Annotated in this window: 13 protein-coding genes; 12 read left to right on the top strand and 1 reads right to left on the bottom strand. The window is 65.9% G+C overall.

Annotated features, from left to right (window positions below):
- Positions 1–99: 99 nt before the first annotated feature.
- A complete protein-coding gene (locus IE116_RS23205) occupies positions 100–1,071 on the top strand; it encodes a LysR family transcriptional regulator (protein WP_189615979.1) in 972 nt (323 codons plus the stop codon).
- 100 nt (positions 1,072–1,171) lie between these two features.
- Here IE116_RS23205 and IE116_RS23210 read toward each other — a convergent pair whose 3' ends face one another.
- Entirely contained in the window at positions 1,172–3,142 is a 1,971-nt protein-coding gene (locus IE116_RS23210) for an APC family permease (RefSeq protein ID WP_189615981.1), read from the bottom strand.
- A gap of 198 nt (positions 3,143–3,340) precedes the next feature.
- On the opposite strand from IE116_RS23210, the gene IE116_RS23215 reads away from it, so the two are divergent.
- The 11 genes from IE116_RS23215 to edd all read left to right on the top strand — a co-directional run bounded on the left by IE116_RS23215 (position 3,341) and on the right by edd (position 15,626).
- On the top strand, positions 3,341–3,730 hold the full coding sequence (locus IE116_RS23215) for a Rid family detoxifying hydrolase (RefSeq protein ID WP_189615984.1): 390 nt from the start codon (positions 3,341–3,343) through the stop codon (positions 3,728–3,730).
- Positions 3,731–5,809: an ATP-dependent DNA helicase RecG gene (recG, locus tag IE116_RS23220; protein ID WP_268249250.1), complete on the top strand. Its 2,079-nt coding sequence runs from the start codon at positions 3,731–3,733 to the stop codon at positions 5,807–5,809.
- A gap of 15 nt (positions 5,810–5,824) precedes the next feature.
- Positions 5,825–6,769, top strand: a complete 945-nt coding sequence (locus IE116_RS23225) for a LysR substrate-binding domain-containing protein (protein ID WP_189615985.1) — start codon at positions 5,825–5,827, stop codon at positions 6,767–6,769.
- Between the two features lie 140 nt (positions 6,770–6,909).
- The gene (locus tag IE116_RS23230; protein WP_189615987.1) at positions 6,910–7,401 is read left to right on the top strand and encodes a Dps family protein; all 492 of its coding nucleotides are present in this window, start codon (positions 6,910–6,912) and stop codon (positions 7,399–7,401) included.
- 200 nt (positions 7,402–7,601) lie between these two features.
- Positions 7,602–9,251: an AMP-binding protein gene (locus IE116_RS23235; protein WP_189615989.1), complete on the top strand. Its 1,650-nt coding sequence runs from the start codon at positions 7,602–7,604 to the stop codon at positions 9,249–9,251.
- 54 nt (positions 9,252–9,305) lie between these two features.
- Positions 9,306–10,193: a 4-hydroxybenzoate octaprenyltransferase gene (gene ubiA / locus IE116_RS23240; RefSeq protein WP_189615992.1), complete on the top strand. Its 888-nt coding sequence runs from the start codon at positions 9,306–9,308 to the stop codon at positions 10,191–10,193.
- Positions 10,194–10,264: 71 nt separating this feature from the next.
- A complete protein-coding gene (locus IE116_RS23245) occupies positions 10,265–10,960 on the top strand; it encodes a YggS family pyridoxal phosphate-dependent enzyme (RefSeq protein WP_189615993.1) in 696 nt (231 codons plus the stop codon).
- Between the two features lie 103 nt (positions 10,961–11,063).
- On the top strand, positions 11,064–11,882 hold the full coding sequence (proC, locus tag IE116_RS23250) for a pyrroline-5-carboxylate reductase (protein ID WP_189615996.1): 819 nt from the start codon (positions 11,064–11,066) through the stop codon (positions 11,880–11,882).
- Positions 11,866–13,167 (top strand): MFS transporter, encoded by a 1,302-nt coding sequence (locus IE116_RS23255; RefSeq protein WP_189615998.1) that lies wholly within the window; start codon positions 11,866–11,868, stop codon positions 13,165–13,167. Before proC ends, IE116_RS23255 begins: the two co-directional genes overlap by 17 nt.
- Positions 13,167–13,700 (top strand): queuosine precursor transporter, encoded by a 534-nt coding sequence (locus IE116_RS23260; RefSeq protein ID WP_189615999.1) that lies wholly within the window; start codon positions 13,167–13,169, stop codon positions 13,698–13,700. Before IE116_RS23255 ends, IE116_RS23260 begins: the two co-directional genes overlap by 1 nt.
- A 66-nt stretch (positions 13,701–13,766) precedes the next feature.
- The gene (gene edd / locus IE116_RS23265) at positions 13,767–15,626 is read left to right on the top strand and encodes a phosphogluconate dehydratase (protein WP_189616001.1); all 1,860 of its coding nucleotides are present in this window, start codon (positions 13,767–13,769) and stop codon (positions 15,624–15,626) included.
- Positions 15,627–15,677 lie beyond the last annotated feature (51 nt).

A 15,677-nucleotide genomic window follows, 5' to 3' on the forward strand; every position in this document is an offset into this window, starting at 1 on the left:
AAAAAAGATCGATTGATCCAAAAAACGGATGAGTTGATAACCGGGTTCGAGGAAGACAGCATGAGAACGACAGAATGAGAACGACAGGGTGACGCCGGCATGAACCTGACGAATATGTCGACGCGGCAGCTGCGCGCGTTCATCGCACTGGTTGAAGAACGCAACTTTACGCGCGCGGCTGACAAGACCTTCCTGTCGCAGCCGGCGTTCAGTGCCTTGATCCGGTCGATCGAGACCGTGGCCGGCGTGCGGCTGTTCGACCGGTCGACGCGGCATGTCGAACTGACGCCCGAAGGGGTGCTGTTCGAAGGGTCGGCGCGGCGCCTGCTGGGCGATTTCGAATTGGCCATGGAAGAATTGAGCGACCATGTGGCCAAGCGCAAGGGAAGGGCCTCGGTGGCGGCCTTGCCATCCTTGGCATCGGGCTGGCTGCCGGGCGTGCTGGGGGAATTTCGCGCGGAATTTCCCGGCGTGGCGCTGGAACTGCATGACGCCTTGCTGGAACCCTGTTTGAGTCTGGTGCGCCTGGGCCGGGTCGATTTTGCGCTGGCCGCGAATGGCGCCGACATGAGCGACTTCACGACTGAGCTGCTGTGCGTGGACAGCTTCTATCTGGTCTGTCGCAAGGACCACCCGTTGGCGCAGTTGCCGACGGTGCGGCTGCGCGACGTGGCCGACTACCCCTTCATTCAGCTGGCCCGGTCGAGCAGTGTCCGCCAGCACCTGGATGCCGCCTTGCACCCGGTGCAGATGCAGACGGCGTTTGAAGTCGAGCACCTGGCCACCGTGACGGGGCTCGTCGTGGCTGGACTGGGTGTGAGCCTGGTGCCCGAGATGACGCTGTCGCAGTTTTCGCACCCGGATGTTGCGGTGATTCCGCTGTCGATCCGCGGGCCGACCCGGTCCTTGTACCTGGTGCGGCGGCGGGACCGGTCGATGTCGGCAGCGGCCGAGGCGCTGTATGCGCTGGTCAAGGCGCGCCGGCCGTCGTTTCCGGCGGGCAAGAGCGGCGGAAAGTCTGGTGCGAAGTCAGCGAAGCGGCCCGCCCGGCCCAAGGCAACCGCAGCCTGAACCATCGCCGCCACCGACGCGTCGCCAGGTACCGCGCTGCGGGGCCGAACCGTTGACCGAACAACCGAACAATTGGTCATCCGATCAACCCATCATCCGATCAATCGATCAACATCGGCAGCACCATCATCTGCTGCCCGTTGATGTGCATGCGCCGCTGCAGCGCATTGACCGCCTGGTTGTGCAGCAGGCGGGTGAACAGGTTGTCGCGCTTGAACACCAGCTTGCTCGCAAAGAAGAGCGTGTTGGGATAGGTCTCCAGCGTTTCATTGCACAGCTTTTCCAGGGTCTGCACCGCATCGGTCCCGTACCCCAGTCGGCTGTCGGCCGCCATGCCGTAGCTGTTGCAGAAGCGCTCGAAAAACTTCAGCGACGTGGCCGCCTGCATCCGCATCGCTTCCAGCGCCTCGGGCCCGCCATAGACCCGCGCATCCACCGTGCGGGCGTTGATGAACACAAAATTCTTGAAGTGGTCCGGGAACATGCGCTGCACCCACAGCAGCGCATGCAGACCGCCGCCGCGGCTGGACCCGACCAGGAACGCCGCCGTGGGCGCTTGCGGATCGAGCGAGGGCGGATTGCATTCGGACCCGAAGGCTTGATTGGCAAAGATCTCGTCGACCAGGGCGATGCGCCGGCGGGTGTCCTGGTAGTGCGCACGAATGCCAAAGCACGCCAGGATCAGGGCCGACGTGATCAGCAGCGTGGCCCAGCCCCCTTCGTAGAATTTTTCGACCACCGTCACCATCAGGATGGCGCTGGTCATCGCCAGCGCGACCAAGGACAGCGCCAGCCGGCGTTTCCAGTGGCGGCGGTGCGCGGGGTTGCGCCGGTTCGCGATCCAGTAGCGCGACAGCCCGGCCAGCGACAGGGTGAAGGTCAGGAACACGTTGATCGAATACAGCACCACCAGCAGCGACACCTTGCCGCCGGTCAGGATCAGGATCGCCAGGGCCGCGATGCCCATCAGCAGAATGCCGTTTTCAGTCACCAGCCGGTTGGACAGGTAGCGGAAGCGGTGCGGCACCCATGAATCGGCCGCCATGTTGGACAGCACCGAAGGCCCGCCCAGAAAGCCGGTGTTGGCCGCGACGAACAGCAGGCCGGCTTCGAAGATCAGCACCAGCGTCAGTGCGACAACCAGGCCGCTGCCGGTCAGCCCCATTTCGCCCAGGATGTCCTGGAACACGACGGCGTTCAGCGTCTGTCCTTCCACCGGGGCGGCCGCCCACAGCAGGTAGAGCAGGATGATGCCGCCGGCCGTGAACGCCAGGCTGATCGCCATCAGCATCATCGTCATCTTGCCGGTACGCACCACGGGTTCGGCCAGGCGATCGACGTTGTTCGACACCGCTTCGATCCCCGTGTAGGTGCCGCCACCCAGTGAATAGGCCTTCATGAACACGGCCAGCACGAACAGCCAGCCGGCCTCTTCGGTAAAGCTGTCCAGCTCGGCAAAGGTGTCGGGAATCAGGGCGGGCAGGCCGTCGGCATGCGCAAAGATGCCCCAGCCGATCAGAATCACATGGGTGATCACGAAGCCGATAAAGATCGGCAGCAGGAAACGGATGCTTTCCTTGGCGCCGCGCAGGTTGAGCCATAACAGCAGCAGGACCATGGCGCAGGCTGTCCAGGTCTTGAACGGCTGCCAGGTGGCGGGAAGCAGCGAGAACAGCGCGTCGGTGCCGCTGGCCACCGAGATGGCGATGGTCAGGACGTAGTCAACGATCAGCGCCGACCCGGACACCAGGCCGGCTGTCGGCCCGAGCAGGGCGGTCGACACCCGGTAGCCCCCCCCGCCCGTCGGGAACAATTCGATCACCTGGTTGTAGGCCAGCGCCACGACGAACACCGTGATCGCGGTAGCCACGGCAAGGAACAGCGCCAGGTGCGTGTGGGTCCCCAAGGCGCGGAAGGCCTCTTCAGGGCCATAGGCCGACGACGACAATCCATCGGCGCCCAGGCCGACCCAGGCCAGGAAGGCCGCAAGCGCGATCGAGTGGCGGGTATCGGCGGACAAGGGGTCGCGGGCCTTGCCCAGCAGGCGTTCCCGCCACGACGATGCTTTCATACCTAGGGTTCCAGAGGGGCGGTGGCTGGACGCTCGAACGCTGGCCTGCGTTGCACGGCGCTTGCGAATGTTAACGGGGATATTGTTACCTGGTCGTTCAAACCGGTGCTATTGGACTTGGATTTCTGATAGCTTTGTACATGGCGCGCCGCGTTGGCCGTTTCGCCGCCGTCTCCTTCCGCATCCCAGGACTTCACCATGACGAAAGAAATTCTTCACACCGACCAGGCGCCCGCTGCCGTTGGCCCGTATTCGCAAGCCGTTGCCGTGCCGGCCGGCGGGAAGGTGGTGTATCTGTCGGGCCAGATCGGCCTGGAGCCGTCCACCGGCGTCATGGTCAACGACACGTTCGACGCGGAAGTGCGCCGGGCCTTTGCCAACATGACGGCGGTGGTGACCGCGGCGGGCGGCACGCTGGCGCAGGTCGTGAAGCTGACCCTGTTCCTGACCGATCTGTCCAAGTTCGGGCAGGTCAACGACATCATGGCCGAACTGATCCCCCAGCCTTTTCCGGCGCGCTCCACCGTGGGCGTCAAGGAATTGCCCAAGGGCGCGACCTTTGAAGTCGAAGCGATCCTGGTGATCTGATTGCCTGTTGCCGAGTCGCCTGCCAAGGCTCCCGCCAAGGTCCTGTCCGTCCAGCAACGCAAGATGGCGAAGCTGGGCCTGCACGGTCCTGAAGACCTGATTCTTCATCTGCCGATCCGGTACGAAGACGAGACGGCCATTACGCCGATCGCCCGTCTGATTCCCGGCATGTGGGCGCAGGTGGAGGGCGAAGTCACGAGTTGCGAAGTCACGTACCGGCCGCGCAAGCAGCTGAAGGCGTCGATTCGTGACGAGTCGGGCGAACTCGGCCTGCGTTACCTGAACTTCTACCCCAGCCAGCAGAAGCAGCTGGCGGTCGGCCGGCGCATTCGTGCACGGGGCGAGGCGCGGGGCGGCTTTTTCGGCATGGAGATGGTGCACCCGCGCACGACGGTCGCCAGCGACGTGTCGCGCCTTCCGACCTCGCTGACCCCGGTCTATCCGACCACGGAAGGCCTGCCGCAAGGCGTGCTGCGCAAGGCGATTGCCGAGGCCCTGCAGGACGCCGATCTGTCGGACACGCTGCCTGAATCGCTGCGCCAGCAGTACGACCTGATGGGGTTTGCGCAAGCGGTCCGGCTGCTGCATTACCCGCCGGCCGACGTCGACCCGGAAGGCCTGACCGCCCGCGCCCACCCGGCCTGGCTGCGAGTGAAGTTCGATGAACTGCTGGCGCAGCAGCTGTCGCTGGCCAAGGCCCGCGCCGCGCGGCTGGACAAGCGTGCCGTGCGCCTGCCCTTGCGCAAGGGGGACGACACCGTTGTGTCCCGGCTGCTGGCGACGCTGCCGTTTGGCCTGACGGGTGCGCAGCAGCGCGTGCTCAAGGAGATTGCGGCCGACCTGGCCAAGCCCAATCCCATGCATCGCCTGCTGCAGGGCGACGTGGGCAGCGGCAAGACCGTGGTGGCGGCGCTGGCGGCCGCGCAGGCGATCGACAACGGCTACCAGGCGGCCTTGATGGCGCCGACCGAAATCCTGGCCGAGCAGCACTACCGCAAGCTGGTGGACTGGTTCGCGCCGCTGGGCATCAAGGTGATGTGGCTGACCGGCAGCCTGAGCGCCAAGGTGCGGCGCGAGGCCGTGGCCGCCATCGAAAGCGGCGAGGCCCATCTGGCCGTGGGCACCCAGGCGTTGATCCAGGACCAGGTCACGTTTTCCAGGCTGGGCCTGGCCATTGTCGACGAGCAGCACCGCTTTGGCGTGGGCCAGCGGCTGGCCTTGCGGGGCAAGGGCGGCGGCAAGGCCGGAGCGGACCTCTACCCGCATCAGCTGATGATGACCGCGACACCGATTCCGCGCACCCTGGCCATGACTTTTTTCGCCGACCTGGACGTGTCCGTCATCGACGAGCTGCCCCCGGGCCGTACGCCCGTCGTGACCAAGCTGCTGTCGGACGCGCGTCGTGACGAGGTCGTGGCGCGTATCCATGAGGCGGCGCGGACCGGCCGCCAGGTCTACTGGGTCTGTCCGCTGGTCGAAGAAAGCGAGACGCTGGAACTGCAGACCGCCGTCGACACGCATCTGGCGCTGACCCAGGCCTTGCCGGGCTTGCGTGTCGGGCTGGTGCATGGCCGTCTGCCCACGGCGGAAAAAGCCGCCGTCATGCAGGCCTTCAAGGCGGGCGAGATCCACCTGCTGGTCGCCACGACCGTGATCGAAGTGGGCGTGGACGTACCCAATGCATCACTGATGGTGATCGAGCACGCCGAACGGTTTGGCCTGGCGCAGCTGCATCAGCTGCGCGGGCGGGTAGGGCGCGGCGCCGCCGAATCGGTGTGCGTGCTGCTGTTCCAGACGCCGCTGTCCATGATTGCCAAGGCGCGCCTGCGCACCATGCACGAGACCACCGATGGCTTCGAGATCGCGCGGCGGGATCTGGAACTGCGCGGGCCGGGAGAATTCCTGGGCGTGCGCCAGTCGGGTCTGGCACTGATGCGTTTTGCCGACCTGGAAACCGATATCGAGATCGCCGAACAGGCGCATGAGGCCGCGGCATTGCTGCAGGCTACCCAGCCGGACGTCGTGGCGCGTCACCTGGCGCGCTGGATGCGCGGCCGCGAAGATTTTCTCAAGGCATGAGCCGGAGGCAGGGCAATGACGCTGACCGAGTTGAAGTACATCGTGGCCGTGGCGCGCGAACGGCATTTCGGACGCGCGGCCGAAGCCTGTTTTGTCAGCCAGCCGACACTGTCGGTGGCGATCCGCAAGCTGGAAGACGAGCTGGGCGTGACGATCTTCGAGCGGGGCGGCTCGGAAGTCGGCGTGACGCCGATCGGCCAGCGGGTGGTGGCGCAGGCGCAAAAAGTGCTGGAAGAAGGCGCTAACCTGAAGGAAATCGCCAAGCAGGGGCATGATCCGCTATCGGGCGCCTTGCGAGTGGGCGTGATCTACACGATCAGTCCGTATCTGTTGCCGCAGCTGATTCCGCGCCTGATCGAACGCACGCCGCAGATGCCGCTGCTGCTGCAGGAATACTTCACGGTGCGGCTGCTTGAATTGCTGCGCCAGGGCGAGATCGACTGCGCCATCATGGCCCTGCCGCTGCCCGACGCGGGCCTGGTGATCCAGCCTTTGTATGACGAGCCCTTCGTGGTGGCGGTGCCAAAGAAGCATCCGTGGGCCAACCGGAAAAGCGTGGCATCGGAAGAGCTGAAGAACGAGACGATGCTGCTTCTGGGCAGCGGGCACTGTTTTCGCGACCAGGTGCTGGAAGTCTGCCCCGAGCTGGCGCGGTTTTCGGCGTCGAACGATGGCATTCAGCGCACGTTCGAAGGGTCGTCACTGGAGACGATCCGGCATATGGTGGCGTCGGGCATCGGCATCACCGTGGTGCCCAAGACGTCGGTGCCGGCACATCCGGATGAGCGTGAGATGCTGGCCTACATTCCGTTCGAGGATCCGGCGCCCGATCGCCGGGTGGTGCTGGCGTGGCGCAAGAGCTTTCCGCGCACCCAGGCCATCGAGGCGCTGGTGGCCGCCGTGCAGGACTGCGATCTGAACGGCGTGACAATGATTTCCGAGGCAGCGCAAGAGGTCTGAACGTTGTCTTGTAATGCGGCGAATGATCGCCATCTGGTAATTTGTTCATAGGTCTCGAACAACAACGAGGGGAGTAAACGATGGTCAAGAAAGTTAGCACGAAAGTCCCGGAACCCGTGAAGGTTTCCGCCGGCAAGAACATGAGCCAAACCGCCGTGGTCGCGCCACGCATCGACATCGGCATTTCGGATGCCGACCGCACCGCCGTCGCGGGTGGTCTGTCGAAGCTCCTGGCCGACACCTACACGCTGTATCAGATGACCCATAACTTCCACTGGAACGTGACGGGTCCGATGTTCAACACGCTGCACACGATGTTCATGACGCAGTACACCGAGCTCTGGAATTCGATCGACGACGTGGCCGAACGTATCCGCGCCCTGGGTCACTTCGCCCCGGGTACCTACCGCGACTTCAACCAGCTCTCGTCGATCGAAGAGCCGGTCAATGTGCCCGAAGCGCTGGACATGGTCCGCCTGCTGGTGTCGGGTCACGAAGCCGTGGCGCGCACCGCTCGCGAGACCTTCGCGATGGCCGATGCCGCCAACGACCAGCCAACGGCCGACCTGATGACGCAGCGCCTGGACATCCACGAAAAGACCGCGTGGATGCTGCGCAGCATCCTGCAGTAATCGACAGCGATGTCATGGGACCGGCGCCAGCCGCGTCCCGAAGGGAACCGCGGCAGGCGCCGCGGTTTTTTTTCGCCTGCGAATCCGCCCGCCACCCCCTCCAAAAAATTAGTTGAAACCTAAAGGTTTTCGGCTACAGTTATTGGAAGAGACCCCCCGCGCGCAGACGCGGGACCACCACAACGCCGTTGGAGGCCAGCATGGAGCGTTCGGCGCACATCGATAGCTTTTCGCGGGATCATTTGCCCGACCCAGGGCTGTGGCCCGACTTCCTGCTCGACAACCCCGACGTGGCCTATCCGGCGCGCATCAACTGCGCGGCCGAGCTGGTCGACGGCGCCGTGGCGCGCGGGCAGGGCGAGCGTCCGGCGCTGCACTGGCTGGGTGAAACCGGTCCGGCATCCCTGACTTATCGGGACTTGCAGCGCGCCGTCAACCGCGTTGCGCACGTGCTGACCGGCGACATGGGCCTGGTGCCCGGCAACCGGCTGCTGCTGCGCGGCCCGAACAACGCTGGCATGGCCATCGCCTGGCTGGCCGCGGTCAAGGCGGGGCTGGTGGTCGTGCCGACCATGCCGCTGCTGCGCGCCACCGAACTCAAGCAGATCATCGACAAGGCCGAGGTCACCGCCGCCCTGTGCGACGTGCGGCTCAAGGATGATCTGGTTGCATGCACGGACGACGGGCAGGCCCACTATTGCGCGTCGCTGCAGCGCGTGGTGCTGTTCAACGCCACCGGCGCGAACGACGCCAGCGCGCAGGAACTGGAAACGCTGGCCGCCGGCAAGCCCGACCACTTCGATGCCTGCGATACCGCGATCGATGACGTGTGCCTGATCGCGTTCACCAGCGGCACCACCGGGTCGCCCAAGGGGTGCATGCACTTTCATCGCGACGTACTGGCGATGTGTGACCTCTTCCCGCGCCATGTGCTGAAAGCGACGCAGGACGACGTGTTTTGCGGCACGCCGCCGCTGGCCTTTACCTTCGGGCTGGGGGGCATGCTGTGCTTTCCGCTGCGGGTGGGCGCATCGGTGGTGCTGGCCGAGCGCCTGACACCCGAGTCCCTGCTGCAGACCATCCAGGATTTCCGCGCCACCATCGTGTTCACGGCGCCCACCTTTTATCGCCAGATGGCGGCGCTGGTCGGCAGCTTTGATCTGTCGTCCTTGCGCGCCAGCGTGTCGGCGGGCGAAGCCTTGCCCGACGCTACGCGGCAGCTCTGGAAGCAGGCCACCGGCCTGGAAATGACGGACGGCATCGGCAGCACCGAGATGATCCACATCTTCATTTCGAGCACTGGAAGCGACGTGCGCAAGGGCGCCATCGGCAAGCCCGTGCCGGGATATGAGGCCTGCATCGTCGACGAGCAGATGCAGCCCGTGCCGCCGGGTACCCCGGGCCGTCTGGCGGTGCGCGGTCCGACCGGATGCAAATATCTGGCCGATACCCGCCAGGCCACGGCCGTGCAGAACGGCTGGAACCTGACCGGCGACAGCTTCCTGATGGATGCCGACGGCTACCTGTTCTACCAGGCGCGCGCCGACGACATGATTATTTCGGCCGGCTACAACATTGCCGGGCCGGAAGTGGAAAGCGCCTTGCTGCTGCATGAGGCCGTGGCCGAGTGTGGGGTGGTGGGGGCGCCGGACGCCGAACGTGGCCAGGTGGTAAAGGCGTTTGTTGTCTTGAAGCCGGGATTCACGCCTGACGACGGCATGGTCAAGACGCTGCAGGATTACGTCAAGGCCACGATCGCGCCCTACAAGTATCCCCGCACGATCCAGTTCGTGGAGGGACTGCCGCGCACCGAAACCGGGAAACTGAAGCGTTACGCGCTGCGCACCTGAACGCGCGTTCGTTCGATCTGGCCCTTGGGCCCCCGGGCTTGTTACGATGGCGGGATGACTTCCGCCTCTATCTCTTTGGCGCAGCGTGTCGGCCTGTATGCGCGGCTGGTGCGCATCGACAAGCCCATCGGCATTTTGCTGCTGCTGTGGCCCACGCTGTGGGCCCTCTGGATCGCCAGCAACGGCGCGCCTGCGCCGTATCTCGTATTTGCGTTCGTGCTCGGGACGGCCCTGATGCGATCGGCCGGCTGCGCCATCAACGATTACTTTGACCGCGATGTGGATCTGCACGTGGCGCGCACCAGGGACCGGGTGCTGACGTCCGGACTGATCTCGCCAAAAGAAGCCCTGCTGGTCGCGGCCGGACTGGCGCTGGTGTCCTTCCTGCTGGTGCTGCCCATGAATTACCTGGTGTGGGCCCTGGCCGTGGTGGCGGCTTTTCTGGCCGTCAGCTATCCCAAATTCAAGCGTTTTTTTGCCATCCCCCAGGCCTATCTGGGCATCGCGTTTGGCTTCGGCATTCCGATGGCCTTTGCGGCCGTCCTGGGCACCGTGCCCGCCATCGGCTGGCTGATGCTGCTGGCCAATATCGTCTGGGCCATTGCCTATGACACCGAATACGCCATGGTGGACCGGCCGGACGACCTGAAGCTGGGGCTGCATACGTCGGCCATTACCTTTGGCCGCTACGACGTGCTGATGGTCGGCATCTGTTATGCCGTCACGCTGGCCATGCTGGGCGGGATCGGTGTTTCGCTGGGCTACGGCTGGGCCTTTTATCTGGGGCTGGCGGCCGCGGCGGCGATCGCGGTGAGGCACCTGGTGTGGATCCGGCACCGCGAGCCAGGCCCATGCTTTCGTGCCTTCCTGAACAACACCTGGTTCGGCTTTGCCGTGTTTGCGGGCATCTTCGTCCAGACGTCCGTGCTGTCCCGCGCCTGATCGGCGGTCCGCGGGCAGGGGCCCGGCGGGTCGACGCACGCTTATAATCCTTCCTTTTTGCGCCCACCGCCATGTCGCTGATTGCCGACCATCTCCAGGCCGTGAGGCAGCGTATCGATCGTGCCGCGCAGGCCTGCGGGCGCGACCCGGCGGCCGTCACGCTGATGGCCGTGTCCAAGACCTTCGATGCCGACGCCGTCCAGGCCGCCATCGACGCTGGCCACACGGTGTTCGGCGAAAGCTATGTGCAGGAAGCCATCGCCAAGATGGACGCGCTGCAGGCTGCGCGCGGCCCGCTGGCCTGGCACTTCATCGGTCCCTTGCAAAGCAACAAGGCGCGCCAGGTGGCCGAGCACATGGACTGGGTCCACAGCATCGACCGCCTGAAGATTGCGCAGCGCCTGTCCGATCTGCGGCGGGAAGGCCTGGCCCCGCTGCAGGTCTGCCTGCAGGTGAATCTGGACAATGAAGCCACCAAGAGCGGCGTGGCCCCCCATGACGTGCTGCCCCTGGCGCAGGCCGTGCACGGGTTGCCACGGCTGCAGCTGCGCGGCCTGATGTCGATCCCGGCGCCGTCCGACGACCCGGCGGTGCAGCGCGCCGCCTTTGCCCGCCTGGCGGCGCTGCAACAGCAGTTGCGGGACGCAGGCCTGCCGGTCGACACCCTGTCGATGGGCATGTCGGACGACCTGGAAGCGGCGGTGGCCGAGGGCGCCACGATCGTGCGTGTGGGCACCGCGATCTTCGGCAACCGCGCCTATGCCTGACCGGCCGGCGCGCCACGGCGTTTCCCTTCTTCTTTCTTCCTTCTTCCTTCTGCCGACGGGTGTGCTGCCCGTCGTCCTCGACTCTTTCTGACGGTTCCTGCTCATGCGCTCTGAAGACCTTTCCATTGCATTCATCGGCGGCGGCAATATGGCGTCTGCGCTGGTGAGCGGCCTGGCGGGCAAGCTCTGCCCCATCGGCAACATCCACGTGGTCGAGGTCAACGACGACTTGCGCGAGGCCTGGCGCGCCCGCGGCGCGTCGGTATCGGCCGAGCCCGACGAAGCTCTGGCTCATTGCCAGGTGTGGGTCTATGCCGTCAAACCGCAGGTGATGAAAGCGGTGGCGATCGCGACCGAACCCTTCCTGCGCGACAGCCTGGTCATCAGCATTGCGGCCGGCATTCGTGCGGCCGACCTGGCGCGCTGGCTGTCGGCGACGCGGCTGGTCCGCTGCATGCCCAATACGCCGTCCCTGATCGGCGCGGGGATTTCGGGCCTGGCCGCCTTGCCGGGCACGCCGGACGCCGACCGCGACCTTGCAGGACAGATTCTTGCGTCGGTGGGCGAGGTGGTGTGGGTCGATGATGAGTCGCAGTTGGATGGCGTGACGGCCCTGTCGGGCAGCGGTCCGGCCTATGTGTTCCTGATGATCGAGGCGCTGATTGAAGGCGGGCTGGCCGTCGGGCTGGATGTCGGTCAATCGCGCTCGCTGGCGCTGGCGACCCTGTCGGGCGCGACGCGGCTGGCCGCGGAGTCGACCGAGCCGCCGTCGCTGCTGCGCGAGCGCGTCACCTCGAAGGGGGGCACCACCGCGGCGGCGCTGGCCGTCATGGAACAGGATGGCTTCAAGGCCACGGTGGTGCGCGCCATGCAGGCAGCGGCCGACCGGGCACACGAGATGGGCGATGAATTCGGCAACTGAACCTCCTGCACCAGATCGTCCCGCTTCTGCGGCCGCGGCAAGCGCGGCGGCCGTCGTCACTGACCCGGCGGCGGCCGACCTGCCATCGTCGGTCGCGCGCCACCGACCCTTCGTGCTGTTCTGGTTCGGCCGCGTGCTGTCGACGCTGTCGTTCCAGATGCTGTCGGTGGCGGTGGGCTGGCAGGTCTACAACCTGACGGGCCGCGCGCTGGACCTGGGCCTGGTGGGACTGGCGCAGTTTCTGCCCATGGTGGTGCTGACCTTTGTGGTGGGGCATGTGGCCGACCGTTACGACCGGCGGACCATTGCCAGTATCTGCATGGCCGTGGAGGCGGTGGCGGCGGGCGTGCTGGCGTTCGGCACGTATGAAGGCTGGCTGACGCGCGACGCGATCCTGGTGATCGTGGCGATTGGCGGCGCGGCGCGAGCGTTCGAATCGCCGACCATGGCGGCGCTGGTGCAGGGCGTGGTGCCGCGGGCCATGCTGCCGCAGGCCGCGGCGTGGTCGACATCGGCCACCCAGACCGCGCAGATCCTGGGCCCGGCGTTGGGTGGCCTGCTGTTCGGCTTTGGATCCACCGTGGCGTATGTCGTGGCCTGCGTGTTCTTTGGCCTGGGCGCCCTGGTGGTGTCGCTGATCCGGATCGAACGCGCCATTGCGTCCAAGGAACCCGTCACGTTCAAGTCGGTGTTCTCGGGGATCAGCTTCATTCGCAGCCGGCCGGTGATCCTGGGCACGCTGTCGCTGGACCTGTTCGCCGTGCTGCTGGGCGGCGCGACGGCGCTGCTGCCCATCTACGCCAAGGATATCCTGCATGCCGGGCCCTGGGGGCTGGGCCTGCTGCGGACCTCGCCCGCGCTGGGCGCCCTGGCCATGTCGGTATTTCTGGCGCACTACCCGATCAAGAAGAACGTCGGGCCGATGCTGTTTGCGTCGCTGGGCGTGTTCGGTCTGGCAACCATCCTGTTCGGGCTGTCGACCAACATCCTGCTGTCGATGGGCGCCCTGGTGCTGCTGGGCGCGGCCGACGTCGTCAGCGTGGTGATCCGCTTTACGCTGGTGCAGCTGCAGACGCCCAACGACATGCTGGGCCGCGTCAGCGCGGTCAACTCGCTGTTCGTGGGCACGTCCAACCAGCTGGGTGAATTCGAATCCGGCGTAACAGCAGCCTTGTTCGGCGTCGTCCCGGCCGTGCTGATCGGCGGCGTGGGCACCATTGCCATTGCCGGCCTGTGGATGTTCCTGTTCCCGGCGCTGCGGCGCCTGCGGACGCTGGAGGGCTGATGCCGTTCGAGCCCATGTCGCGGTGGCAGTTCGTGCGCGCCATTCTCGCCATGGGCGCGATCGTGCTCAGTTCCAATCTGCTGGTCCAGTTTCCCATCAATGACTGGCTGACCTGGGGCGCATTCACCTATCCGGTGGCCTACCTGGCCATCGATCTCGTCAACCGGCGACATGGCCCGCAACGGGCGCGGCGGGTGGCGTGGGTCGGGTTCGCGGTGGCGGTCCTGGCGTCATTGATGCTGGCTCCGCCGCGCATCGCGATCGCGTCCGGCACGGCCTATATCGCATCGCAATTGCTGGACATCCAGGTGTTCGATCGGCTGCGTCAGGGGAACTGGTGGCGTGCGCCACTGGTCTCCACAGTCTTGTCGGCCACGCTCGATACCGCGCTGTTCTGGAGCATCGCGTTCTCGGGCCAGGGCCTGCCCTGGACATCCTGGGCGGCCGGCGACCTGGCGGTCAAGCTGGCCATCGGCATCAGCATGCTGCTGCCGTTCCGACTCCTGATCCGGCGCACCCCCTCCGGTCGCTGAACTCACACGCGCCGCTCTGGCGTAGGACTTACATGCGCCGCCTGGCGGCGCTGGAGGAAATCCTGAATGGCCCATCACCCCGTCCTTGACGCCGTTACCGAGCGCATCATCCGGCGCAGCGGCACCCGCCGGGACGACTGGCTGGCCGAGACCCGCGCCCGTGCCGGTGCGCGGGTTGCCCGCAGCCAGATCTCGTGTACCAACCTGGCCCATGGTTTCGCGGCCATGCCCAAGGAAGCCAAGTTCCGCATCCGCGAGCAGCAACGGCCGAACCTGGCGATCGTGTCCGCCTACAACGACATGCTGTCGGCGCACCAGCCACTGGAAGCCTACCCGGCATGGATCAAGGAAGCCGCGCTGCAGGCCGGCGCCACGGCCCAGTTTGCCGGCGGGGTGCCCGCCATGTGCGATGGCGTCACGCAGGGCCAGGAAGGCATGGAGCTGTCGCTGTTTTCGCGCGACGTGATCGCCATGTCCACCGCGATTGCGCTGTCGCACCAGATGTTCGATGCGGGCCTGTACCTGGGCGTGTGCGACAAGATCGTGCCGGGGCTGGTCATTGGCGCCCTGTCGTTCGGCCATCTGCCGGCCATCTTCGTGCCGGCCGGGCCGATGACGACGGGCCTGAGCAATGATCAAAAGGCCCGCACGCGCCAGCTCTACACCGAAGGCAAGGTCAGCCGCGAAGTGCTGCTGGAAGCCGAGGCGCAGTCCTACCATGGACCCGGCACCTGTACCTTCTATGGCACGGCCAACTCCAACCAGATGCTGATGGAGTTCATGGGACTGCATCTGCCGGGCAGTGCCTTTGTGAATCCCGGCACGCCGCTGCGTGAAGCGCTGACGCGCGGCGCGGCGCGGCGGGCCGTGCAGCTGTGCCACGGGTCGGACGCGTACACCCCGATCTGCGAGGTGCTGGACGTGCGCGCCTTTGTGAACGGCATTGTCGGCCTGATGGCCACAGGCGGGTCGACCAACCATACGCTGCACCTGGTGGCGATGGCGCGGGCGGCCCGCATCGTGCTGAACTGGGATGACTTTTCGCACCTGTCGGACGTGGTGCCGTTGCTGGCGCGCGTGTATCCGAACGGCAAGGCCGACGTCAACGAGTTCCATGCCGCGGGTGGGCTGGGCTATGTGATCGGGCAATTGCTGGATGCCGGCCTGCTGCATGAAGACGTGACGACCGTGGCCGGCCGCGGCCTGTCGGCGTATACGCAGGAACCGTGGCTGGACGACGGCCGCCTGGCCTGGCGCGCAGGGCCGGCCGAGCCCTTGAACCAGGACATCGTGCGGCCGTATTCCGAGCCGTTCTCGCTGGACGGCGGGCTCAAGTTGCTCAAGGGCAATGTGGGCCGCGCGGTGATCAAGGTGTCGGCTGTCAAGCCGCCGCATCGCATCATCGAGGCGCCGGCCATCGTGTTCCAGGAACAGGACGACGTGCTGGCCGCCTTTGATCGGGGCGAACTGGAACGCGACTTCGTGGCGGTGGTGACCTGGCAAGGCCCGGCCGCGAACGGCATGCCCGAACTGCACAAGCTGACGCCGACCCTGAGCATCCTGCAGGAACGGGGGTTCCAGGTGGCGCTGGTGACCGATGGGCGCATGTCGGGCGCATCGGGCAAGGTGCCGGCCGCCATCCATGTCACGCCCGAGGCCTTGTCGGGTGGGGCGATCGGGCGGATCCAGACCGGCGATATCGTGCGCCTGGATGCCGAAGCGGGCACGCTGCACGTGCTGGGCCCCGTGGACTGGCTGCAGCGCGCGCCGTTCGACCACGACCTGTCGGCGCATGTGAACGGCATCGGACGCGACCTGTTCGGGAATCTGCGCAAGACGGTCAGCGCCGCCGAGCGGGGCGCCTGCACGCTGTTCGAGACCGATGAGGCCGTCAACCCGGAAGGCACGGCCGAAGAGGACGATTGAGGCCGGAGGAAGAATAAAAAACGGCGCATCGGATCGATGCGCCGTTTTTTT

This window comes from Pigmentiphaga litoralis (assembly GCF_014651835.1).
Taxonomy (GTDB): Bacteria; Pseudomonadota; Gammaproteobacteria; order Burkholderiales; family Burkholderiaceae_B; genus Pigmentiphaga; species Pigmentiphaga litoralis.

Bases quoted from the DNA above. Each gene is read 5' to 3' on its own strand.
- IE116_RS23245 (WP_189615993.1), top strand. From the start codon at position 10,265: ATGTCGCTGATTGCCGACCATCTCCAGGCCGTGAGGCAGCGTATCGAT.
- ubiA (WP_189615992.1), top strand. From the start codon at position 9,306: ATGACTTCCGCCTCTATCTCTTTGGCGCAGCGTGTCGGCCTGTATGCG.
- proC (WP_189615996.1), top strand. From the start codon at position 11,064: ATGCGCTCTGAAGACCTTTCCATTGCATTCATCGGCGGCGGCAATATG.
- IE116_RS23205 (WP_189615979.1), top strand. From the start codon at position 100: ATGAACCTGACGAATATGTCGACGCGGCAGCTGCGCGCGTTCATCGCA.
- IE116_RS23255 (WP_189615998.1), top strand. From the start codon at position 11,866: ATGAATTCGGCAACTGAACCTCCTGCACCAGATCGTCCCGCTTCTGCG.
- IE116_RS23225 (WP_189615985.1), top strand. From the start codon at position 5,825: ATGACGCTGACCGAGTTGAAGTACATCGTGGCCGTGGCGCGCGAACGG.
- edd (WP_189616001.1), top strand. From the start codon at position 13,767: ATGGCCCATCACCCCGTCCTTGACGCCGTTACCGAGCGCATCATCCGG.
- IE116_RS23210 (WP_189615981.1), bottom strand. From the start codon at position 3,142: ATGAAAGCATCGTCGTGGCGGGAACGCCTGCTGGGCAAGGCCCGCGAC.
- IE116_RS23215 (WP_189615984.1), top strand. From the start codon at position 3,341: ATGACGAAAGAAATTCTTCACACCGACCAGGCGCCCGCTGCCGTTGGC.
- IE116_RS23235 (WP_189615989.1), top strand. From the start codon at position 7,602: ATGGAGCGTTCGGCGCACATCGATAGCTTTTCGCGGGATCATTTGCCC.
- IE116_RS23260 (WP_189615999.1), top strand. From the start codon at position 13,167: ATGCCGTTCGAGCCCATGTCGCGGTGGCAGTTCGTGCGCGCCATTCTC.
- IE116_RS23230 (WP_189615987.1), top strand. From the start codon at position 6,910: ATGAGCCAAACCGCCGTGGTCGCGCCACGCATCGACATCGGCATTTCG.